This window comes from Flavobacterium cupriresistens, assembly GCF_020911925.1.
Taxonomy (GTDB): domain Bacteria; phylum Bacteroidota; class Bacteroidia; order Flavobacteriales; family Flavobacteriaceae; genus Flavobacterium; species Flavobacterium cupriresistens.
The window spans coordinates 3,140,760-3,165,127 of record NZ_CP087134.1 but is presented as its reverse complement, the minus strand read 5'-3'; the positions used below and the strand labels follow the sequence as shown (position 1 = coordinate 3,165,127).

General features: G+C 35.2%; 16 protein-coding genes. 10 read left to right on the top strand and 6 right to left on the bottom strand.

Going from position 1 to position 24,368, the window contains the following annotated elements; all coding sequences use genetic code 11:
* The first annotated feature begins 187 nt into the window (after positions 1–187).
* The 7 genes from LNP23_RS13515 (at position 188) to LNP23_RS13485 (ending at position 9,895) form a co-directional block, all read left to right on the top strand.
* Positions 188–1,855 carry an OstA-like protein gene (locus LNP23_RS13515; protein WP_230001602.1) on the top strand — a complete coding sequence of 556 codons (1,668 nt, stop codon included), beginning with the start codon at positions 188–190 and terminating at the stop codon, positions 1,853–1,855.
* Between the two features lie 362 nt (positions 1,856–2,217).
* Complete coding sequence (locus LNP23_RS13510) at positions 2,218–3,414, top strand: aspartate aminotransferase family protein (protein ID WP_047776072.1); 1,197 nt, start codon at positions 2,218–2,220, stop codon at positions 3,412–3,414.
* 206 nt (positions 3,415–3,620) lie between these two features.
* A complete protein-coding gene (locus LNP23_RS13505; protein WP_047776073.1) occupies positions 3,621–5,018 on the top strand; it encodes a tetratricopeptide repeat protein in 1,398 nt (465 codons plus the stop codon).
* Entirely contained in the window at positions 5,018–5,767 is a 750-nt protein-coding gene (locus LNP23_RS13500; protein ID WP_230001601.1) for a shikimate dehydrogenase family protein, read from the top strand. The genes LNP23_RS13505 and LNP23_RS13500 overlap by 1 nt, the downstream gene beginning before the upstream one ends.
* A gap of 66 nt (positions 5,768–5,833) precedes the next feature.
* Positions 5,834–6,574 (top strand): lipid A phosphoethanolamine transferase, encoded by a 741-nt coding sequence (locus LNP23_RS13495; RefSeq protein WP_230001600.1) that lies wholly within the window; start codon positions 5,834–5,836, stop codon positions 6,572–6,574.
* Between the two features lie 279 nt (positions 6,575–6,853).
* Positions 6,854–8,845 (top strand): DUF349 domain-containing protein, encoded by a 1,992-nt coding sequence (locus tag LNP23_RS13490; RefSeq protein WP_047776079.1) that lies wholly within the window; start codon positions 6,854–6,856, stop codon positions 8,843–8,845.
* Positions 8,846–9,475: 630 nt separating this feature from the next.
* A complete protein-coding gene (locus LNP23_RS13485) occupies positions 9,476–9,895 on the top strand; it encodes an OsmC family protein (RefSeq protein WP_230001599.1) in 420 nt (139 codons plus the stop codon).
* Between the two features lie 67 nt (positions 9,896–9,962).
* Here LNP23_RS13485 and LNP23_RS13480 read toward each other — a convergent pair whose 3' ends face one another.
* Both LNP23_RS13480 and gyrA read right to left on the bottom strand, forming a co-directional pair.
* Entirely contained in the window at positions 9,963–11,231 is a 1,269-nt protein-coding gene (locus LNP23_RS13480; protein ID WP_230001598.1) for a tetratricopeptide repeat protein, read from the bottom strand.
* A gap of 40 nt (positions 11,232–11,271) precedes the next feature.
* Positions 11,272–13,914, bottom strand: a complete 2,643-nt coding sequence (gene gyrA / locus LNP23_RS13475) for a DNA gyrase subunit A (RefSeq protein ID WP_230001597.1) — start codon at positions 13,912–13,914, stop codon at positions 11,272–11,274.
* Positions 13,915–14,175: 261 nt separating this feature from the next.
* Here gyrA and LNP23_RS13470 point away from each other — a divergent pair, with 261 nt between their 5' ends.
* The 3 genes from LNP23_RS13470 to LNP23_RS13460 all read left to right on the top strand — a co-directional run bounded on the left by LNP23_RS13470 (position 14,176) and on the right by LNP23_RS13460 (position 18,850).
* Positions 14,176–16,722 carry an ATP-dependent Clp protease ATP-binding subunit gene (locus LNP23_RS13470; protein WP_230001596.1) on the top strand — a complete coding sequence of 849 codons (2,547 nt, stop codon included), beginning with the start codon at positions 14,176–14,178 and terminating at the stop codon, positions 16,720–16,722.
* Positions 16,723–16,861: 139 nt separating this feature from the next.
* Positions 16,862–18,232 (top strand): 30S ribosomal protein S6--L-glutamate ligase, encoded by a 1,371-nt coding sequence (gene rimK, locus LNP23_RS13465; protein WP_230001595.1) that lies wholly within the window; start codon positions 16,862–16,864, stop codon positions 18,230–18,232.
* Between the two features lie 102 nt (positions 18,233–18,334).
* Positions 18,335–18,850 carry a DUF421 domain-containing protein gene (locus tag LNP23_RS13460; RefSeq protein ID WP_230005160.1) on the top strand — a complete coding sequence of 172 codons (516 nt, stop codon included), beginning with the start codon at positions 18,335–18,337 and terminating at the stop codon, positions 18,848–18,850.
* Between the two features lie 130 nt (positions 18,851–18,980).
* On the opposite strand, the gene LNP23_RS13455 is transcribed toward LNP23_RS13460, so the two are convergent.
* From LNP23_RS13455 to hutH, 4 genes are read right to left on the bottom strand one after another with little or no spacing between them, the layout of a single operon-like run.
* Complete coding sequence (locus tag LNP23_RS13455; protein ID WP_230001594.1) at positions 18,981–20,501, bottom strand: SMI1/KNR4 family protein; 1,521 nt, start codon at positions 20,499–20,501, stop codon at positions 18,981–18,983.
* Positions 20,502–20,522: 21 nt separating this feature from the next.
* Positions 20,523–21,866: an inorganic phosphate transporter gene (locus LNP23_RS13450; RefSeq protein WP_230001593.1), complete on the bottom strand. Its 1,344-nt coding sequence runs from the start codon at positions 21,864–21,866 to the stop codon at positions 20,523–20,525.
* A gap of 32 nt (positions 21,867–21,898) precedes the next feature.
* The gene (locus tag LNP23_RS13445) at positions 21,899–22,543 is read right to left on the bottom strand and encodes a DUF47 domain-containing protein (protein ID WP_230001592.1); all 645 of its coding nucleotides are present in this window, start codon (positions 22,541–22,543) and stop codon (positions 21,899–21,901) included.
* A gap of 48 nt (positions 22,544–22,591) precedes the next feature.
* Complete coding sequence (gene hutH, locus LNP23_RS13440; RefSeq protein WP_047776311.1) at positions 22,592–24,106, bottom strand: histidine ammonia-lyase; 1,515 nt, start codon at positions 24,104–24,106, stop codon at positions 22,592–22,594.
* Between the last annotated feature and the right edge of the window lie 262 nt (positions 24,107–24,368).

Genomic DNA, 24,368 nt, shown 5'->3' with positions numbered 1-24,368 from the left:
AACTTAAATCAATTTATACTGTTTCCAATTCAAAAAGACAAACTACAACGAGAGAGTAGCGGTTTTTGTTCATAATTTAAACTTTTAAAATTCGCTTAACCTGTAATGAAATTTATGAATTATAAATTAATCCTAATATCCTTAAAGGTTGTAACCTTTTTCATAAATTTGACAAAAATTTAAACCATTGAAGAAATCACTCCTTTTCATATCTTATTGTTTGCTTCTTTTAAGTGTTCAAAGCATCTTTGCACAAACACCAAAAAAAATCATTGTCGAGAATGCTGATTTTTCTGATGTCGATCAGATATTAATGCCGGACGCTCTTTTGTTAACCGGAAATGTGAAGGTCAATCATGATGGTGTAGTACTAACCTGTAACAAGGCTTACTTTTTTCAAAAAGAAAACTATCTGAAAGCTTTCGGAAATGTACAATTAGTACAAGGAGACACCTTGTTTCTAAACAGTAAATATGCCGAGTACAATGGTAATATGAAAAAAGCTTTTGCAACCGGAAATGCTGTAATGACTTCTCCGGATGCCACTTTGCAAACGGATACGATCAATTTTGACCGAAATGTTCAGGAAGTTTTTTACAACACAAAAGGAACTATCATCAACAAAGACAATACTTTGGTTAGTAAATCAGGCAGGTATTATGTGACGGAGAAAAAGTTTAAGTTTTTAACAGCCGTTACGCTTACCAACCCGAAATACGTAATCAAATCAAATCACCTGGATTATTACAGTAACTCAGGACACAGTTATTTATTTGGTCCGTCGACAATTACCAGTAAAACCAATTATATCTATACAGAAAATGGTTTTTATGACACCAAGAAAAATCTGGCGCATTTACTGCGAAAATCCTATATTAAATACGATGATCGGCGCATAGAAGGTGATAGTTTATTCTACAATCGGAATACCGAATTTGCATCGGCAACGCGCAATGTAAAAATTACGGATTCAATCAATCGCGGAATCGTAAAAGGACATTATGCAGAAGTCTTTAAACTGAAAGATTCGATGTTTGTTACCAAAAGAGCCGTTGCGGTTAACTTTGTAGACAATGATTCCGTTTATATTCACGGAAAAAAACTGATGGTTACCGGTAAAGAAGGCGAGCGAATCCTTAGGGCTTATAACAATGCACGTTTTTACAAAACCGATATGAGCGGAAAATGCGATTCGATTCATTCCAACTCTAAAAGTGCGTTAACAAAACTAATCGGAAATCCGATTCTTTGGAATGGTGAAAGTCAGATTACAGGAGACATCATGCACCTTATCGGAAATAATACAACTCGAAAAATCGATTCTTTAAAAGTACTCAACAATACCTTTATGGTCTCACGGGATACCCTCGGAACGGGTTATAATCAGGTCAAGGGTATCAATTTATTTGGTAAATTCCGGGATGGAAAACTACATGATGTCGATGTCGTAAAAAACACGGAAGTTATTTATTATATGCGGAATGATGCCCATGAACTTATCGGTATCAACAAAAACGTGAGTAGTAAAATCAATATGATTTTAGAAAACAATGCGCTCGAAACCATCACTTTTTTCAACAAAGTAGATGGCGATATCTACCCCGAAGCTGATCTGCCCGAAAATGCCAGAAAACTGCGAGGTCTAGTCTGGCGAGGCGATGAACGAATAAAATCTAAAGACGATATTTTTACCCCCGAAGAGAATGAACTCAACGATAAATTAGTCAAAGAAGGAAAACAAGATGATGCAAAAGAAAATGTTCCCATGAAAATCATGAAAGAGACATTAGATTACGATAAAAAGAAGCCAACTGTTAAACAAAAGAGTAAGGAGAAGACCAAGGAGAAAAAATAGTTTTCAGTCGCAGTTTTCAGTCTCAGTCGCAGTTTTTGGCAACCTGAAACTTGAAACTCAAGAAGTAGTTTTCAGTCGCAGTCGCAGTTTTCAGTAACCTGAAACTTGAAACTCAAGAAGTAGTTTTCAGTCGCAGTCGCAGTTTTCAGCAACCTGAAACTTGAAACTCAAGAAGTAGTTTTCAGTCGCAGTAGCAGTTTTCAGCAACTTGAAACTTGAAACTCAAGAAGTAGTTTTCAATCGCAGTAGCAGTTTTCAGCAACCTGAAACCTGAAACTTGAAACCTGAAACCTGAAACCTGAAACAAAAAACCCAAAATCTCAGCAACTCAGAATCTCAGCAACTTAGCACCTAAAAAAGAAATGAATCCCGATTTTATAAAATACCAGGCACAAACATCCCCATATCCTTTAGGAATGGAGGTTTCGCATGCCATTGGTTCCTACATATACGATACCAACAATAAAAAATATTTAGACTTTGTGGCCGGAGTTTCTGCCTGCACGCTTGGTCATCAGCATCCGAGAGTCAATCAGGCTATAAAAGACCAGTTAGACAAATATTCGCATGTTATGGTTTATGGCGAATATTCGCAAAGCCCTGCGGTAGAATATTGCAAATTATTAGCTTCACTCCTTCCCGAATCCCTGAACAAAACTTATTTGGTCAATTCAGGTACAGAAGCGATTGAAGGAGCGCTTAAATTGGCTAAAAGAACAACAGGTCGCAGTCAGCTTATATCGTGTCATAATGCGTATCATGGTAACACGATGGGTTCTATGAGTGTTATGGGTTTTGAGGAACGCAAACAAGCTTTTCGTCCGTTGTTGCCTGATGTAGATTTTATTACATTCAATAACGAAGAAGATTTACAAAAAATAACCACGCGAACGGCTGCTATTCTTTTAGAAACCATTCAAGGAGGTGCAGGATTCATCCAACCCCATGATAATTTCCTTCAAAAAGTACGCAAACGCTGTGATGAAGTTGGAGCCATGATGATTGTGGATGAAATCCAACCCGGATTTGGAAGAACCGGAAAACTGTTTGGTTTTCAAAACTACGATGTCGTTCCCGATATTGTCGTTATGGGAAAAGGAATGGGTGGCGGAATGCCTGTAGGTGCTTTCACGGCATCGGCAGAAAAAATGGATCTTTTAACGGAAAATCCGAAATTAGGACACATCACCACCTTTGGAGGTCATCCTGTCATTGCGTCAGCCTGTCTGGCAACTTTGCAGGAATTAACTGAAACAAACCTCATGCAAGAGGCGTTAGAGAAAGAAAAACTCTTTAGATCGCTTTTGGTACATCCTTTGATAAAGGAAGTTAGAGGAAAAGGATTGATGCTTGCCGCCATGACTGAAACTGCCGAAATAACCAACGAAGTTATTTTGAATTGTCAGGACAAAGGGCTCATTTTATTCTGGTTGCTGTTTGAAGGATGTGCGATACGAATAACACCGCCGTTAACGATTTCTGAAGAGGAAATAAAAGAAGGTTGTGCCATTATCTTGAATGTTATGGATGAAATAATGAAAAAGGAACAAGAAAATTAATCAGGAGTAAATACGCCGGATTAGTATTAAATTTTAGAATAATAATGCTGTATTCTTTTACAAGAAAAAAGAATACCACCTAAAAAAACAGAACACGAATTCTGTCCATATTGTTAATTAAATTGTTCAAAACAATTAATCCCCTTTCCTCACAACAAAATATGGTTGCCTAATTTTATAACAGGCTAATTTCAAATAAACAAAGTATGCAATTAAGCAACGAAGAAGAAGATTATAACCTATCCCTATCCAAATTTGAGTCGATGTTAAAAACTAACAAAGTACTCTTTTTTGATTCTGAAGAATTTGAAGAAATTATTCTTCATTATTTAGACATAGGTAAGGCTAATTTAGCAAAAAAAGCCTTAAAACTCGCATTAGATCAGCACCCAAAATCTACGGGCTTAAAACTAGTACAAGTAGAAATGCTGGTTTATGATGACAAACTCGACATCGCTGAAAAGCTTTTGAATGAGTTGTATGCAATTGAACCTAACAACGAGGAAATTTACATCCAGAAAGCCAATATTTGTTCTAAGAGAGACCAACACGAAAAAGCGGTAGAATTACTTAAAATTGCGCTGCAATATACAGACGATTACGCTGACGTGTACAACTTGATCGGAATGGAATATCTGTTTATGGATAACCTTGAGATGGCAAAAGACAGTTTTATTAAATGTCTTGAAGAAGATTTAGAAGATCAGTCTGCTTTATACAATGTGGTGTATTGTTTTGAATTTTTAGATCAAAATCAGGACGCCATTGTATATCTGAACGATTATATCAACAAAAACCCGTACAGTGAGATCGCCTGGCATCAGTTGGGTCGCTTGCACTATGGTGTTAAAGAATATGAAAATGCCATTCGTGCCTTTGATTATGCAACCATCATAGACGATGAGTTCTTAGGTGCCTTTATGGAAAAAGCGAAAGCTTACGAACGCCTGAAAGACTACAGCAAAGCCATCGAAAGCTACAACCGTACCATCGAATTAGACGATGCTACCTCGTATGCTTTGTTGCGTATCGGAAAATGTCATGAAAAACTGGGCAATTCAGCCAAAGCATTACAATATTACAATCAGACCGTACATGAAGATCCGCTTTTAGACAAAGGATGGATTGCGATTACTGATTTTTATGTTCGTCAAAAAAACTTCCAGAAAGCCTTATTCTTTGTCAATAAAGCATTGGCTATTGACAATCAAAATCGTTTGTACTGGAAACGTTACGCAACGATAAACAAACAAATGAACTTCTTTGAAGAAGCTGAGTTTGGGTATAGAAAAGCAGTAGAATTTGGCGATTACGCCTTAGAAACCTGGTTATTCTGGGTTGATATTCTTCAGTTTTTAGGTGAATTTGAAAGCGCCATTCAAACCTTATTGCAGGCGTCGGAATACTTCCCTGAAGAAAATGAAGTTGAATATCGTCTTGCGGGATTGTATTTTATGATTCAGGACAATACAAAAGCTAAATTTCATTTAAGCAACGGATTACGTTTAAACTTTGACAATTACATCTTAATCGAAGATTTGTTTCCGGTAGTCTGGACCAAAAAAATGGTTAAAAATTATATTGAAAAACACAGAAAGCAATAATGATTGACACTTTAAAAAGACGTTTTGGCTTACTGGGCCGTAACATTAGCTACTCTTTTTCGAAAGGATATTTTACTGAAAAATTTAGCAATGAAGTTTTTACCGGCAACAGCTACGAAAATTTTGACATTTCAGAAATCAATCACTTCACCGGATTAGTTAAAAACAATCCGGATTTAAAAGGATTAAATGTTACGATTCCGTACAAACAGCAAGTCATTCCCTTTTTAGATAAACTTTCAAAAAAAGCGGCTTTAATAGGCGCTGTTAATACCATAAAATTTACCAAAAGCGGTAAATTAAAAGGATACAATACGGACTACTATGGTTTTAAAAAATCATTAAAGCCACTATTAGAACCCCATCACAAAAAAGCACTCATTTTAGGTACCGGTGGTGCCTCAAAAGGGGTTGCTTTTGCTCTTGATGAGCTTGATATTCTTTATACTTTTGTTTCGAGAGAGGCCAAAGACAACATCATTGATTACGATTTAATCAACGCCACTACTTTTGACAATTATCAAATTATAATCAATTGTACTCCGGTAGGTACAAGCCCTAATATCGAAGCTTGCCCTGACCTGCCGTATGAGTATTTCACCAATAAGCATATCGCTTATGATTTAATTTACAATCCGGAGGAAACTCAATTTCTAAAAAATGCAAAAGAACGTGGTGCTGTTATAAAAAATGGTTACGACATGCTTATTTTTCAAGCCGAAAAAGCCTGGAAAATCTGGAATAAATAAAAAACCGGCCGTCCATAAAATGTTAAAGTAATTTTCGTACATTAGACTACTCGTTAACAGGTAGTTATGAATGAATCGTTACTTATTCTATTTTTTTTAATTGCCACGGCTACAAATGCTCAAGGAACAGTTGAGTCCAAAAGTCCTTTTTCGGAACCCCGTTATCATTATTTTCTTAAAACCATATTACTTTTTAATGAGTATTTAGATACCGACAATGGTTCTTTTAATACTACACAAGTACGTGCTTTAGTTCCGATTGGAGACAAAGCTTGGAATTTACGGTTTGACCTTCCTTTAATATCAGCCAATACCAATTCAATAAACAAAAGCGGGATTGGAGATGTTGGCATGGGGGTTAGTTACATTCCTTTTATGGAGAGACAAAACGGTATTGCCCTCAGAGCAAGAGTATATGCCAATTCTGCCGCAGATCCAAACTTCGGATCGGGTAAATGGGTTGTCATGCCGGCCGTTTTTTATGGGAAATATATGAGCGGCAAAAAATTTCTTTGGATCGCTTCCTTAGAATATCAGGCGAGTTTTGCCGGTTCCAGTGAGCGAAGTGACATTAGCGTCATTGCTTATGAAAATGTACTATTTCATTTTTTTGGCAAAAACTGGATTGCTGCCGATGTTGCTTTTCGGTACAATAGTATTTTAGAAGGCTTTCAAAATAATGCTTTTTTAGAATTTGGCCGAAAAATTACCCCTACTAACCTCGCCTACATCCATCCGAGTGTGGCTTTTGGAGGTAATAAAACATACAACTATGGTTTGGAGGTTGGTCTTCTAATCTTATTCTGACAAAGATCTTTGACTACAAAATTTCAGATTTCTTAAAATAAAATCCTTAATAGAAAACGAAATAATCAATTAATAGCATTTTTCTAAAAATGGTATGGGGTCAAATTTCGAATTTATTTCAGAAAACGAAACAAAAAAAAGAATATCACATCCCTAAAACAGAACAATAAATAAGGATTTCATCGAAAAATAGTGCATAAACAAACGATTTATTTTGTATTTAGAAACACCTTTACTATCTTTCGCTCTACTTAAACCAATAAACCTTATACATTTAAAATGTTAGAAGAAAAGAATGATAACCTGCAAGATGCAGACGGAAAACTAGAAATCGAGATTAGCGATTCTATACAAGACAATGTGATTGAAGAATCTGATTCTGAAACTGCAGCCGAAAATTTAGTTTCAACTACTGAAATTGAATTAGAAACTGTGGCTGAAACTCCGGAAGCAGATCATCAAGAGGCATTAGATGCGATCACCAATTCGAACGCTGAGGAAAGTGAAGATGAAACGTTAAAAGAACGTCATGAAATCCCTATGCAGGATTATGATACTTTTACGCTAGATACTCTTGTTGACGAACTGAAAAAACTTGTAAATACAGACAAAGTAATGTCTGTAAAAGAGCATATCGAAGAAATCAAGAAATCATTCTTATTACAATACAATCATCTTATAGAGGAGAAAAAAGAAGAATTCAACGCTTCTAAACAAGATCCTAATGAAGAATTTGAATACCATTCTCCATTAAAATCTAAGTTTGATGAATATTATTCTATTTTCAGAGAAAAGAGAAATGCGCATTTCAAACATTTACAAACCAATTTAAAATCTAATTTAGACAATCGACTTGCAATTGTTGAGGAGCTAAAAGAACTTATAAACCCGCAGGAAAACATCAAAGACACCCTTAAACATTTTAATGATTTAAGAGAAAGATGGAAAAATGCAGGACCAATTCCAAAAGACAAATACAATCACGTTTGGAACAACTATCACTTTCATGTAGAAAATTTCTATGATTATCTGCATTTAGATCGTGAAGCCAGAGATTTAGATTTTAAATACAACTTAGAGCAAAAACAAAAAATTATAGCTCGTGTTGAAGAATTGGTAAACGAAACGGATATCAGTAAATCTTTCAGAGAATTACAGGACCTACACCGAATCTGGAAAGAAGATATCGGACCTGTTTCTAAAGAACACCGTGACACGATCTGGAATAAATTTAGTGAACTGACTAAAAAAATCCACGATAAAAGAGAGGTTTTATTTGAAAGCCAAAGAGCTAATGAACAACAAAATCTTGAAATTAAAAAAGAGATTATTGGTAAATTAGAAGTTCTGGGAACTGAAAAAGTAAACTCACACTCCCAATGGTTGCTACAAATTCAAAAAGTAGAAGCGTTAAGAAATGAGTTCTTTGCAGCTGGAAAAGTGCCGTCTGAGGTAAACGAAGAAACTTGGGCTTCTTTTAAAACTGCCGTTAGAAATTTCAACTCTTTTAAAAATTCTTTTTATAAGGACATTAAAAAAGATCAAAACGACAACTTAAATAAGAAAATGGCACTTGTTGCCAAAGCCAAAGAATTACAAGAAAGTACTGATTTTGGTGCCACTACTCCAATCATGAAACAAATTCAGGAAGAGTGGAAACAAATTGGTCATGTTCCTAAAAAATATTCTGACAAAATCTGGAAAGATTTCAAAGACGCTTGTAATCACTATTTTGATAAATTAAAAGAGCACAAATCAGAGGAAAACGGTGATGAAGTAGCTGCTTTTGACAACAAAAAAGCGTACTTGGATATCTTAAGAGCTTACCAGCTTACCGGAGACCATAAAACAGATTTAGACGCTATAAAATTACATATTGAAACTTGGAAAGGTTTTGGTAAAGTCCCTTTCTCAAGACGTCATATTGAAGGGAAATTCAATAAAATCCTGGATGCTCTTTTTGAAAAATTAAGTTTGAGTAAAAAAGAAACCGAAATGATGCGTTTCTCTAACCGTATAGATTCTTTATCGGAAAGTAACGACACCAGAAAACTGGATAACGAAAAAATCTTCTTAATGCGTAAAATTGAAGAGGTTCAAAATGAAATTTTCCAATTAGAGAACAACATTCAGTTTTTTACCAATACAAAAAATGCTAAGAAAGAGAATTCAATTGTTCTTGAAGTTCGTAAAAACATTGCTGTTCACAAAGAAAGCCTTGATGTTTGGAAAGACAAACTAAAACAATTACGTAATCTAGGTCAGGAATAAGACTTTTGATTTAAAAATATAAAAGGTGTAATGAAATTCTCATTGCACCTTTTTTTTTATGCACTATTTTTTTTTAACCGCAGGGTTCGCAAAGATTTACGCAGAGTTCGCAAAGCAAGATCAACATAAAGTTTTTCGGACTCCTATGTTTGTCTCGTTAAAAACGCTCTATAACGTTCTTTTATGAATTATTGTCACCCTGAGCGTAGTCGAAGGCTGGTTGGATAAAAAGGGCTTCGACTTCGCTCAGCCTGACAAATGGAGGAAAGAAGAGAAAAACTGTTTGGCATTTTTTGCTTGGAAAACTTCGAAATCAAGTACAGAAATTGCAGAGAAACAAAAATCTCGCGAAGCCGCAGAGTCGCGAAGCTAAAAAATCAGTATAAAAACTTGGCGGCTCTGCGTCTTTGCGAGAAATAAAGCCTAAAAAATCACCAACAAAATAAACAGAAAAAGATTTATACAAATTACTCCACATTTTTTTGACTTGATCCAAACTTTGCACGCAATTATGCTTTCAAGTATTTCTCCCAGAAACTTAACGTTCTAATTAAATTTCATAAAACTATTCTTTAAAATATTGATTATATTTGAGAATCAGAAGATTGTAAACCTTTAAATAGTATCAATATGAAATTTACAAGAAAAGCAAATGCCAACTGGAAAGGTACGGGCATGGAAGGAAAAGGAACTATCAGTACACAAAGTACTACATTAGACAATGCGCAATTGTCCTTTAAAACAAGATTTGCAGACGGAGTCGGAACGAATCCGGAAGAACTTATTGCAGCAGCGCATTCGGGCTGTTTTACCATGCAATTAAGTTTTTTACTTAACGAAGGAGGTTTTACCGCAGATGATTTAACTACAGAAGCCACAGTAACTTTTGAAGACGGCGCCATAACTTTGATCCATTTGGATTTAAAAGGAAAAGTCCCTTCAATTTCAGCAGAAGAATTCGAAAAAACGGCTGCTAAAGCGAAAGAAATTTGTCCAATATCAAAGCTTTTAAATACTACAATTACGTTAACTGCTACTTTGGTAAGTTAGACGAAACTTTAAAGCATAAAAAAACCAAGGTCAAGCCTTGGTTTTTTTTATACTAATTCATTTCTGCTTACATTGTAGCTTTCAAAGCTTTTGCTTCAGCAGTCATTTCTAATGCTTTGTAAACACCTAATAATGTTTTAGAAACATCTTCGTTTTTAGGATCTAATTCGTTTGCTTTTTTAAGGTAAGGAATAACTCCTTTAAAAACAGACTCTCTTTGCGCTTTTAAAACGTCATAACGTTTCATGTCTTTTGCAGAAGTACCCAATTTGTTCATTTCTTCAATGATTGGTTTCTCTGCTTCTAACTTTAAAGCTGCAAGGTTAAGATAAGCGTTTGTATAATCCGGTTTGATTTCGATCGCTTTCAAATAGTATTTCTCAGCGTCAGCAGGATTTTTAGCATTGTTACTAATTACTCCTAAGTTAAACAATAGATCAGCATTGTTCGGGTCTTTTTGTAAAGCCTCGTTAACTAATTTTTTGTACGTTTCAAAATCTTTCGTTTCTAAATATAGATTGGCTTCTGTAAGCAACAAAGTAGAATCTTCCGGATTTGCTTTTCTAGCATCTGCAACGGCTTTTTTAGCATCTTCAATACGTCCTTTTTGAACCAGGATTAAAGCAAGATTTTTGTTGATCTCACCTCTTTTAGAAGGAATTGCTTCTGTTCTTGGTTTTTCGTGAGTTCCTAATTTCACAGCTAAATCTCTTTCGTTAGCATTATTAAAACCGTCTTCGTTTTTAGTTGCTTTGTTTAATGCTAAATAACTAGTTCCTTTTCCGGAATAATTTACTTTTTTCAATTCTTCGTACATTGGTAAAGCTGCATCATAATCCTGAGCATTTACCGCTGTTGAAGCTGCATAATACAAATTGATTGTATCTTTTTTATCTAACAAATAAGCTTCGTATAATTTCTTTGCACCATCAGCATGTTTGCTTGCTTGTGTATCAGCAATAGCCGAGTTAATCAAGTTTCCTTTAATTTGAGTAATTGAAGTAGCTGCCTGAGTAGAGTATTTTAACTTTCCTGACTCTTTTTCAATATCAATTAATTTTTTGTAGCTCTCTGCCGCAAGAGATAAGTTTTTACTTTCTTCAACTTTTTTGTTAGCCAAATCCAAGTAAGCGTTCCCTTTTACAAAATAGTATTGCGCTTGCTCTACATCTTTAGCATTAACAACTAAATTTTCGGCATCTTTTAGTATTGTGATAGCCCCTTGTGCGTCTCCGTTTTTTAATGCTTTCTCAGCACTTTTAATCTGATCTTTTTGAGCAAAAGTAGCTACTGAAATCAATAATGCTGACGCAAGTATTACATATTTACTTTTCATAATAGTCAATTTGTATATTTAATTTATTTTTGTGGTTTACTTATTCTTCTGATTCTTCTTCAGAATCCTCTTCGTCTTCTGTTTCTTCTTCAGCATCGTCTTCATCGTCCTCTTCTTCTGCCGTACCGTCGTCTTCAAGAACTTCTAAATCCGGCTTCACTCTTTCTATAGCGGATTCGATAACATTACCATCTTCGTCAACTACAACTTCTGCCACATCGTCTTTCATTACTTTTGTAACAGCAGCGATTGAATCTTTTCCTTTTAAGTTAATCAATCGAACTCCTTGCGTTGCACGACCCATTACACGTAAATCTTCAATTGCCATTCTGATTGTTAATCCAGATTTGTTGATAATCATCAAATCATCCGCATCGGTTACCGCATTAATCGAAATTAATTTCCCTGTTTTCTCCGTGATATTAAGTGTCTTAACTCCTTTTCCTCCACGGTTCGTAATTCTGTACACATCTTCACCATCATCATCAACCAATTTGGTACGTTTACCGTATCCGTTCTCGGTTACTACTAAGATTTGTGAATCGTTAACGTTGTCTTTATCAACAGTAACCATACCAATTACTTCATCGGTATCGTCTTTTAGCGTAATTCCACGAACTCCGGAAGCTGTTCTTCCCATCGGACGGGTTTTAGTTTCTTCAAAACGAACTAATTTACCGGATTTCACAGCCAGGATAATTTGGCTTTCTCCGTTTGTTAATTTCGCTTCCAGTAATTCATCCCCTTCTTTAATTGTAATTGCAGCAACTCCATTTACTCTAGGCTTAGAATATTTCTCTAAAGATGTTTTCTTAACCTGTCCTTGTTTGGTTACCATTACAAGGTTATGACTGTTGATATACTCTTTGTCTTTTAAATCTTGTGTACAAATGAAAGCTTTTACTTTATCATCGCTTTCAATATTTACCAAGTTCTGAATCGCTCTACCTTTTGCGGTTTTGCTTCCTTCCGGAATTTCATAAACACGCATCCAGAAACATTTTCCTTTTTGCGTAAAGAACATCATATATTGGTGGTTGGTTGCAACGAACATATGCTCAAGGAAATCCTGATCTCTTGTTCCTGCGCTTTTTTGTCCAACGCCACCTCTGTTTTGTGTTTTGTACTCTGTAAGGTTTGTACGTTTGATATAACCAGCGTGCGAAATGGTAATAACCACATTCTCATCGGCAATTAAATCTTCAATACTTACATCACCACCTGAATATTCGATTAGAGAACGACGGGCATCGCCATATTTCTCACGAATTTCTTCCAATTCTTCTTTAATTAAGTTCGTTCTAAGAGCTACATCTGCTAATAAAGCTTTCAAATGCTCTATTAATTTCATTAATTCTTCAAACTCAGCTCTTAATTTATCTTGCTCCAGACCTGTTAACTGACGCAAACGCATTTCTACGATGGCACGCGCCTGAATGTCTGACAAATTGAATCTTTCAATTAATTTATCACGTGCTTCTTCCGTATTTTTCGAACCTCTGATGATCGCGATCACTTCATCAATATTATCAGAAGCAATAATTAATCCTTCTAAAATATGCGCTCTTTCTTCTGCTTTACGCAATTCGAAACGAGTTCTACGTACTACTACATCGTGACGGTGCTCAATAAAATAGTGAATCATATCTTTCAGATTCAACATTTGTGGGCGACCTTTTACTAATGCAATATTATTTACACTAAAAGAAGATTGTAATGAAGTGTATTTATATAAGGTATTTAAAACTACGTTTGGTGTAGCATCGCGTTTCAGGATATACACGATACGCATACCGTTTCTATCTGATTCGTCACGGATATTGGCAATACCTTCGATTTTTTTATCGTTAACCAAATCAGCCGTACGTTTGATCATTTCGGCTTTATTAACCTGGTATGGAATCTCTGTAACGATAATACATTCTCTTCCGTCTACTTCTTCGAAACCAACTTTAGCACGCATTACAATACGTCCTCTACCGGTTTTAAAAGCTTCACGAACGCCTTCATAACCATATATTACACCTCCTGTTGGAAAATCAGGAGCTTTAATATGTGTCATTAATTCGTCTATTTCAATATCATTATTATCCAGATACGCTAATGTACCGTTGATAACTTCTGTTAAATTGTGTGGTGGCATATTAGTAGCCATACCAACTGCAATACCTGTTGCTCCGTTTACTAACAAAGTAGGAACTCTGGTTGGCATTACTTTTGGCTCATATAAAGTATCGTCAAAGTTGAGTTGAAAATCAACTGTTTCTTTTTCGATATCTGCCATAATATCTTCCGAAATTTTACGCATTCTTGCCTCAGTATAACGCATTGCTGCCGGACTGTCACCATCGACAGAACCAAAGTTACCTTGGCCATCTACTAATAAATAACGCATACTCCACTCTTGAGCCATACGCACCATAGCGTCATAAACAGAGGTGTCACCATGTGGGTGATACTTACCCAAAACCTCTCCTACGATTCTCGCTGATTTTTTGTGTGCAGATCTTGAAGTTACTCCTAAATCATACATTCCATAAAGAACTCTTCGATGTACCGGTTTCAAGCCATCTCTAACATCCGGAAGTGCTCTTGATACAATTACTGACATCGAATAATCGATGTAAGCTGATTTCATTTCATCCTCTATGTTAATAGGAATTAACTTTTCTCCTTCAGACATAAGTTGTTATATTAAATAATTATATTAATTTCAAAGCGTGCCAAGATACGGTTTTTTGAAATTTTTATAACTATCTTCATACACTTATTTCAATGATTTATTAACAACTTTATTTTCAATTTCAGTTAATAAATTAAGCGTTTTTTAACGCTATAATTGCTATTTTTTTTGTCTATTAGCTGTCATGAGATTCCGAAGGGTACGGTTTTTGTTTTTCACACAGTAATTCACTAAATTTACAATACATTACAATTATATATTATGGATGATAATTTTTCACCAAGAGTAAAAGATGTTATTACCTACAGTAAAGAGGAAGCCTTGCGTTTGGGCCACGACTTTATTGGTACTGAGCATCTAATGCTGGGCATTTTGAGAGATGGAAACGGTAAAGCCATTCATATTCTCAATAACCTGGCTGTTGATTTAGATCATTTACGCAGAAAAGTAGAAATACTCAGTCCAGCCAATCAAAGCGTTGAAGTCAATGCCGAAAAGAAAAATCTTCATCTTACCCGACAAGCTGAAAGAGCTCTGAAGACCACCTTTCTTGAAGCAAAAGTATTTCAAAGTTCATCGATCAGCACGGCACACCTGCTGTTATGCATCTTACGAAACGAAAACGATCCCACAACCAAGCTATTGAATAAACTAAAAATAGATTATGATATAGCTAAAGAACAATATTTAAATATGACTCCAAACGAAGAAGAATTCTTAGAAAACTTGCCAAGAAACGAATCATACAACGACGATTCAGGACAAGATGACAGTCTTAAAGAAAGTAGTTTTAACAATCCCGCCAATAAGTCAAACAAAAAGTCAAAAACTCCGGTTTTAGATAATTTTGGGAGAGATTTAACAGAAATGGCTGAGGAAGGAAAACTGGATCCGGTTGTAGGACGCGAAAAAGAAATTGAACGCGTTTCTCAAATCCTAAGCCGTAGAAAAAAGAACAATCCGCTACTTATTGGAGAGCCGGGAGTCGGTAAATCTGCTATCGCAGAAGGTCTGGCTTTACGCATTATTCAGAAAAAAGTATCTCGTATTCTTTTCAACAAACGTGTAGTTACTCTTGATCTGGCCAGTTTAGTAGCCGGAACAAAATACCGCGGTCAGTTTGAAGAAAGAATGAAAGCCGTTATGAACGAGCTCGAGAAAAACGACGATATCATTCTTTTTATTGATGAAATTCACACTATTGTAGGTGCCGGTGGAGCAACGGGTTCACTGGATGCTTCCAACATGTTTAAACCTGCTTTAGCAAGAGGAGAAATCCAATGTATTGGAGCAACTACTCTTGATGAATACAGACAATACATCGAGAAAGACGGAGCTTTAGAAAGACGTTTCCAAAAAGTTATTGTAGAACCAACTTCTGTTGAGGAAACAATCGCGATTTTAAATAACGTAAAAGACAAATACGAAGACCACCATAATGTTACGTACACCAAAGAAGCAATCGAGGCTTGTGTAAAATTAACCAACAGATATATGTCTGAGCGTTTTTTACCGGACAAAGCTATCGATGCTCTTGACGAAGCAGGATCTCGTGTACACATTACCAACATTGATGTTCCGAAGCAAATTTTAGATTTAGAACGTCAGTTGGAAGAAGTGCGTGAGCTTAAAAATATGGTTGTTAAAAAACAAAAATATGAAGAAGCAGCCAAACTTCGCGATGATGAAAAACGCATCGAAAAAGACCTGGCTGTAGCTCAGGAACAATGGGAAGAAGACTCTAAAAACAACCGTATTGAAGTTACAGAAGATAATGTAGCCGATGTTGTTTCTATGATGACCGGAATCCCTGTAAACAGAATTGCACAAACAGAGAGCAATAAATTAGCCCAATTACCGGAACTAATTCAAAACAAAGTAATTGGTCAAAACGAAGCTGTTCTGAAAATTGCACGTTCTATTCAACGTAACAGAGCCGGACTTAAAGATCCGAACAAACCAATTGGTTCGTTTATTTTCTTAGGTCAGACCGGAGTTGGTAAAACACAATTAGCTAAAGTTTTAGCAAAAGAATTATTCGATTCTGAAGATGCGTTAATACGTATTGACATGAGTGAATACATGGAGAAATTCGCTATTTCCCGCTTAGTGGGAGCGCCTCCGGGATACGTAGGTTACGAAGAAGGCGGTCAATTAACCGAAAAAGTACGTAGAAAACCATACTGTGTTGTTCTTTTAGACGAGATCGAAAAAGCACATCCGGACGTGTTCAACATGATGCTTCAAGTATTAGATGACGGTTATTTGACAGATAGTTTAGGTCGTAAAATTGATTTCAAAAACACGATCATCATCATGACTTCAAACGTCGGAGCCCGTCAGTTAAAAGACTTCGGACAAGGTGTTGGATTTGGAACTGCTGCGAAAATAGCTCAGGCCGATGATAATTCAAAAAGCATTATCGAAAATGCATTGAAAAAAACATTTGCTCCGGAATTCTTAAACAGAATTGATGACGTTATCGTTTTCAATGCATTAGAAAAAGCAGATATTGATTTAATCATCGAAATCGAACTTAAAAAACTGTACTCTCGTGTTGCTGAATTAGGATACAGCTTAAATCTAACCGATAAAGCCAAGGCATTTATCGCAGAAAAAGGCTTTGACAGACAATTTGGTGCAAGACCGTTAAAAAGAGCGATTCAGAAATACGTTGAAGATTTATTGGCAGAAGAGATCATTACCTCAAAAATACATTCCGGTGATGAGATTTTAATGGATCTAAAAGATGACTCTCAAGAACTTTCTGTAGAAATACACAAAGCCGAAGAGCCAACAAATCAATAAATACTTATTTTTTATAACAGAAATAACAAACCCGTTACGTTTTTATAACATAACGGGTTTATTCTTTAGTCCAAATCCTCGATTTATTAAAAGCAAATAGTTATTTTTGACTATTAAATTCTATAATAAAAAACAACGTATGCTTCAAAACAAAGTCATTTTAGGTAGCGAAGAATGGTGCTCATTTCCAGAACTAGGAATCCCAACAATCAAGGCTCGTGTGGATTCCGGTGCAAAGACATCGGCATTGCATGCTATAAACATAGCTCCTTTTATTAAAAATGATACCAACTGGGTAAAATTCGACATTAACCCGATTCAGAATAACATCAAAACCATCATACATTGTGAAGCACCGTTGGTTGACAAAAGAATTGTAAAAAGCTCCAGTGGTTTCAGAGAACATCGTTACGTAATCCAGACGCATCTTAAAATTGGTGATACGAAGTGGCCTATCGAAATGACGCTAACCAATAGAGATTCAATGGGCTTCAGAATGCTTTTAGGTCGCGAGGCCATGAGCGGACGTGTATTGGTTGATCCGGAAGAAAAGTACTTATTAGGACAACCAACTCCGGAATCCTTAAAAGAATTATACCAAAATTCAGAAAAAGCAACTTCCGGTTTAAGAATCGGACTTTTAGCCAGCAATCCTGAATTGTACAGCAATAAAAGAATCATGGAGGCCGGCGAAATGCGTGGTCACGAAATGCACTTTTTGAACATCAAAGAATGCTACATGAAACTGGATGCAAAAACTCCCGAAATTCATTACAGAGGTGGAAAAATTCTTAACCAATTTGACGCTATCATTCCACGTATCAGACCAAGTATTACATTCTATGGTTGCGCTTTGACACGTCAGTTTGAAGCATTGAAAGTTTTCTGTTTAAATTCAGCTACAGCCATCACACAGTCCCGCGATAAATTATACTCTTTACAACTGTTATTAAATAGTGGTATTGACATTCCGACGACTGGTTTTGCTAATTCTCCATTAGACACCGACAACTTAATTAAAATGGTTGGTGGTTCTCCGTTAATCGTAAAATTATTAGAAGGAACACAAGGAAAAGGAGTTGTTTTAGCAGAAACCAAAAAAGCGGCGGAAAGTGTTATTAATGCATTCAAAAGCTTAAATGCCAATATCCTTGTTCAGGAATTCATTAAGGAAGCCAACGGAAAAGACATTCGTTGTTTTGTTATTGACGGAAAAGTAGTCGCTGCCATTCAGCGTGAAGCTATGCCAGGCGAATTTAGAGCCAATATCCACCTTGGCGGAACCGCTTCAGTTATAAAAGTAACTGCCGAAGAGAAAAAAATCGCCATAAAAGCCGCAAAAGCAATGGATCTAAAAGTGGCTGGGGTAGATATCATTCGTTCTTCAAAAGGACCGTTGTTGCTTGAGGTAAACTCTTCGCCGGGTCTTGAAGGAATTGAAGGCGCAACAAACAAAGACATTGCCGGAGAAATGATCCGAGCGATTGAGAAAAATTTCAAGCTATCTTAAGTTAAGTTCATTTAAACTTAATACCGCATAATTATTTTAGTAGCTTTGTTAAAGTACCGTACTTTGACAAAGCTATTTTTTTAACTTAATTCCTGAAGAATGATGCTATTTCCCTATCTTGATATTATTTTCCGAAGTGTTGCTGTCTATTTTTTCATGACCATTGCACTCCGAATCTTTGGCAAAAAAGAACTCTCACAATTAAATACTGCCGATATTATTCTGATTCTATTAATTAGTAATTCGGTTCAAAATGCGATGGTTGGCCCGGACACAAGCCTTTGGGGTGGACTGGTTGCGGCTTTAGTGTTGTTTGTAATTAATTTCATTATTAAAAAACTAACACACAAATACAAAGTCCTTAACGATCTGTTATTAGACAAACCCGAGATTCTTATTCATAACGGAAAATTAGATTTTAAATCCCTAAGCAAATTAGACATTTCCCACGACGAATTAAAAGAAGCCATGCGTGAACATGGATTAGAACATTTCACCGATGTAAAGCTTTGTATGTTGGAAATTGACGGTACTATTAGTGTTATTTCTCAAGATAAAACTAACTTAAAAGAGACCCACTACAAGCGTAAGCACAATCATAAAAATTTCAGGAAGTAGCATTTGGTATAAAAAATGAAATGTGTCTATGTTTATAAAATGATATTACAAATGTTAATGTTTAATAATACAAAAAAAAAAGCTGCTTTAAATAAGAAAGCAGCTTTTTTGTTATTTTAATTAATTAGTATTATTTCCAAAACTGATACCATTTATTCTTGCTCGTGAAGAACTCATACGTTTCCACATCTATATTTTTAATTGTTGAATTTGTTAAACCAAAAGGCTTTAGTCTAAGATTTAAATTCACCAAAATATAATTTTGTTCTTTCGGAAATCTTTCGGAAACACTTTTGTAATGCCTTAATAACTTTTTATCTTCAAGTCCATCCAAAGCTTGTAAGGCTGTACGAACAACAGAGTTTGTTTTGTCATTTAAACCCTGAATAAAAATTTCAAGATATTTACTTTTATTTTTTAACTGACCAAGTGAATAGTAAGCACTAACCCTAATCTCTTCATTCTCATTAGATGCAAAAGGCGCAATTATTTCACCATAATCTATACTCATTTCTTTTAATAAATAAGTACAAAATCGAAACGTTTCTTCATCATTTATCTTTCCAACATTTGATTCAATACTTCCAAGCCAGTCGCTGCTTTTCTCCTTTGCATACCAAAAAACAAACTGAAAGACCTGCAGTAAATTTTCCTTTGCATATTCAATTAAATGAACGTGTGCTTTGTTGTAATCAAACTTTGTCAGTATTTGGAGTAAAACTTCCTGAATTTCTCCGGATCTTAATTTATACTCTGCCTCTATAACATCTAAAGTTTCCGTATCCAGTTTAGCCTTTTTTAAAAGCGCATTTAAGCAGTCTTTTTTAATATTGAATTCGCTCACAGAAAAATATGTTTCCAAAAGATCCTCTGCCTTACCTCCCATTGAATATCCAAACCAAGTTGCTGTATCTACAATCAGATCTCCTGAAATTACTTCATCAAGCCATCTTTCATACCAATCCAAAAAATTATTTTCGAAAGTAAATTTCGGTTTTTGCCTATCAATGTCAAGATTAACAACTCTGCCTTTAAATTCACCATTTAATACAAGCCCATGAATATAACTGCAACCTTGTGATCCAAGAGGCAAAACTCCTGAAAATATTTTCCCTAATTCGATTTCAAAATCCTCATCTGAGATACCTTCTTCATCAATATTTTTTGTTATTTCATCCCAATATTCATCCGTCATATTTGGATACCAAACACAATCCTGACTTAAATACTCTTTTGCATTTTTATCGATCAATTCCTCGATCATTTTTCCAAATGGGTAAATACCATAAAACGGACCAGCTCCTGAAGCATTAAAACCTATCCCTCCATTGCCAACATTAGTCAAAAAAGTTCTATAACACTCAGGCAATTCTAAATCATATTCCTTTTCAAATTTTAAAATATCTTTCTCATTCAAAGTATACCCTAAAGCATACTTATGCTCTTCCGAACCAAATACTTTTAACTTTACATCAGCATTTTTAGCTTTAATAAGCTTATTTTTTATTCTTTGTACCTGTTCTACAAACATCATTAACTGTTTAAATGGTAAATATATGGAATGTTCAATTTTAAAAAATAAAAAAAAAGGATAAAATCTTTCGAAATTATCCTTTTTCCTATGTTTAAAAATGTAAAATTTAAATCTCACATTTTACAAAAATCATTTTATTTAAATAAAAATACTCAATACAAAATACACTAAACCTGCTAAAATAGCCGAAATAGGAATCGTTAATACCCAAGCCCAGATCAAACTTACGGTTACCCCCCAACGAACGGCAGATACACGTTTTGTCAATCCAACACCAATGATAGAACCTGTAATTGTATGTGTTGTACTTACCGGAATTTTTAAATGCTCTGTAAAATAAAGCGTTAAAGCTCCAGCTGTTTCAGCAGCAACACCTTCAAAAGAAGTTACTTTTGTGATTTTTGAACCCATTGTTTTTACAATTTTCCAACCACCACTCAAAGTTCCTGCTGCAATTGCAGAATAACACGCTAATGGAATCCATCCCGGCATTACTCCTTTAACACCTAAATCATCATTTGGCAAGACCACATCTAACCAAGAATCCATATGAACCCCAGGGTTTGTATTGATGTATACCGCTACTGCCGCAGCAATAATACCCATTACTTTTTGTGAATCATTACCTCCGTGTCCTAAACTAAACGCAGCAGAAGACAATAATTGCATTTTCTTTAATGCTGCATCCGCCTGATGTAAATTTAAGCTACTGAATATTAAGCAAAAAGCACTAACCGTTAGCACAATAAAGGCTACCAAAAACCATTTAATATTGTGTGGATCGAAAACTACACTCCAAAAATGAGAGTCGAAACGAGCTTTTCCTCCTTTTTCCAAAATCTCTTCGTAAGGAATCATCTGACTGTAAACAAACCAGATTGTTAGCAGCATTAAGACAACAGTAAATATTTTAGGTCCAATACTTTTTCGAGAAGCATTTAACAACCAAATCGAAATTAGGTAAGAAGCCAATGCTCCCAATAATGGTGCTAAAACAATAAAAGCAATAATGATAAGAACTCCTGATGGCATTCCACCGTCTTTTCCTGCCTTATACCAACTTACTATTTCATACCAATAATGTGTAACTCCATCTTCGCCAACATAACCTGAGAAACCGTGTACAGCAATCGCATGAGCTATTGCAGCTCCGGCAAATCCACCAATTAAAGTATGCGAAGAACTCGAAGGAATTCCAAGCCACCAAGTCAATAAATTCCAACAAATCGCTGCAATAACACCGGCCAGAATTACAACCAGGTTGATCTCCATAGTGTGCGCTGTTTTTGCAACAGTATCCGCAACACCAAATCCGAAAACCCAGTAAGCCAGAAAGTTAAAAAATGCTGCCCAAAGAACGGCCTGAAAAGGCGTTAGTACCTTTGTCGCAACAACTGTAGCAATAGCATTTGCCGCATCATGAAAACCATTGATGTAATCAAAAATTAAGGCTAATACTATAATAATTATAAGTAGCGTCATAAATTATAACTTCAGAATGAAATAAATTGAATTTAAGAATGTTTTACAGAAATAGATTCCAGTATGTTCGCAACACTCTTACATTTGTCTGTAGCTGATTCTAAAACAGATAAAACTTCTTTATATTTAATAATATTTTTAGCATCTGTTTCGTTTTCAAAAATTTCAAAAACTGCTTTGTTATAAACATTATCAGATTTATTCTCAAGTTTATTAATTCTGGCGCAAGCCTCTTTAATAACTTTCATATTGCTTAGATTTCTAAGCTCCTTTACCGCACTGTCAATATTCTGACAAGCCTCAAGGTTAATTTCTGTCATCTTTCTGATCGATTTTGTAATCTTATCAACCTGATACAATTTCATTCTGCTTGCGGCTCCATGAAGGTAATCCGCTACGTTATCAATAGAAGTAATCAAAGTATGAATATCCTCTCTGTCAAACGGCGTAATAAAGTTTCTGCTCAATTCAAGATTGGTCTGACGCGTAATGTCTTCTCCTCTTTGCTCTAACTCATCAATTTTTTGAAAAAGAACTTCTCTTTCTTTCAATGGAAGGTTTACAGCTTCGTGTAAATTAGAAGCTAATTCAATTAAATTACTTGAAGCTTCTTCAAAAAGTGGAAAGAATTTTTTGTCTTTCGGCACTAAAAATTGGAAAATACTGTTTATTGACATTTTTTTATTTTTGATAGCGCAAAATTACTTCATTAATACTTTGTAATGTTAAGCCATTGTTAACAAATCGTTTTCAATTTGAAAACTGTTCAGGAACGATACTGTTTTTTCGATGTCATAATGCAAAATTCGGTCTTCTTTTACCAAAGGCACCACTTCTCTGTAGCTCGTTAAGAACATTTCGATGAAATCACTTGATTTTAAAGGTTCTCTGTACGCAATAGCCTGTGAAGCATTTAACAACTCAATTGCCAAAATACGCTCAATATTATCCATAACACGTAATGCTTTGGTAGCACCGTTTGCTCCCATACTTACGTGATCTTCCTGTCCGTTACTCGAAACGATACTGTCAACACTTGATGGAGTAGCCAGTTGTTTATTTTGACTCGCAATACTTGCCGCTGTATATTGTGGAATCATAAAACCGGAATTTAACCCCGGATTATCAACCAAAAACGCCGGAAGATTACGCAATCCTGAAATCAACTGATACGTTCTTCTTTCTGAAATACTTCCTAATTCAGCCAAAGCAATTGCCATAAAATCTAATGCCAAAGCCAAAGGTTGTCCGTGAAAATTACCTCCGGAAATAATCTGATCTGACTCAACAAAAATATTTGGATTGTCTGTAACGGAATTAATTTCTGTTTTGAATACTTTTCTAACATAATCAATCGCATCTTTTGAAGCTCCGTGAACCTGAGGTATACAACGGAATGAGTAGGGATCCTGAACATGTTTCTTTTCCTGAGCAATAATCTCACTTCCTTCCAAAAACTCATTGATGCGTTGTGCCGTCACAATTTGTCCTTTGTGAGGACGTATAAAATGGATCAATTCATTAAAAGGCTCTATTCTTCCATCAAAACCTTCCAATGAAATAGCTCCGATCAAATCTGCCAAATACGAATATTTATAAGCTTTAATTAAAATATGAGCTCCGTAAGCACTCATAAACTGAGTTCCGTTCAACAATGCCAAACCTTCTTTAGATTTCAAGACAATTGGCTCCCAGTTAAAATGTTTCATAACTTCTGCTGAAGCTACTTTTTTTCCTTCAAAAAGCACTTCTCCTTCTCCCAACAAAGGCAAAGACAAATGTGCCAAAGGGGCTAAATCTCCGGAAGCTCCTAATGAACCTTGTGTATAAATAATAGGTAAAATATCGTTGTTGTAAAAAGCAACCAGACGATCTAACGTCTGCAATTGAACTCCCGAATGTCCGTAACTTAAAGATTGAATTTTAAGCAACAACATCATTTTTACAATTTCAGACGGTACTTCCTCTCCTGTTCCGCAAGCGTGCGATTTTACAAGATTTTCTTGTAATTTTGACAGGTTTTCATTTGAAATTTTCACATTACAAAGTGATCCAAAACCAGTATTGATTCCGTAGATAGGCTCAGAATGTGACGCCATTTTTTTATCTAAATAATCGCGGCATTTCTGAACGTTTACTTTTGCTTCTTCTGATAATTCAAGTGTTTTTTGATTTACGATTATTTCTTGTAAATCTTCTAAAGTTATGGTCTCCGTACTTATATAATGAATCTCTCTCATGTTGTTTAAATATTTTAAGATGTCAAAATTCAACAAATCAATATTAAAAAGCAACATTTGTTCATAATAATTAAAATTGCCACAATCTAATATTGCCAATTCTAATCATTTCACATTATTAACCATATAAATCTTATGATAACATATAACCCGAATAAACCGATTTTTTAATAGTCCTCAGAAAATCAAAAAACTAAAAAGTCTATTAAATTTATAGACTAAACCGCTTTTTCAACTGAATTTGTCATTAAATTCAAACAAC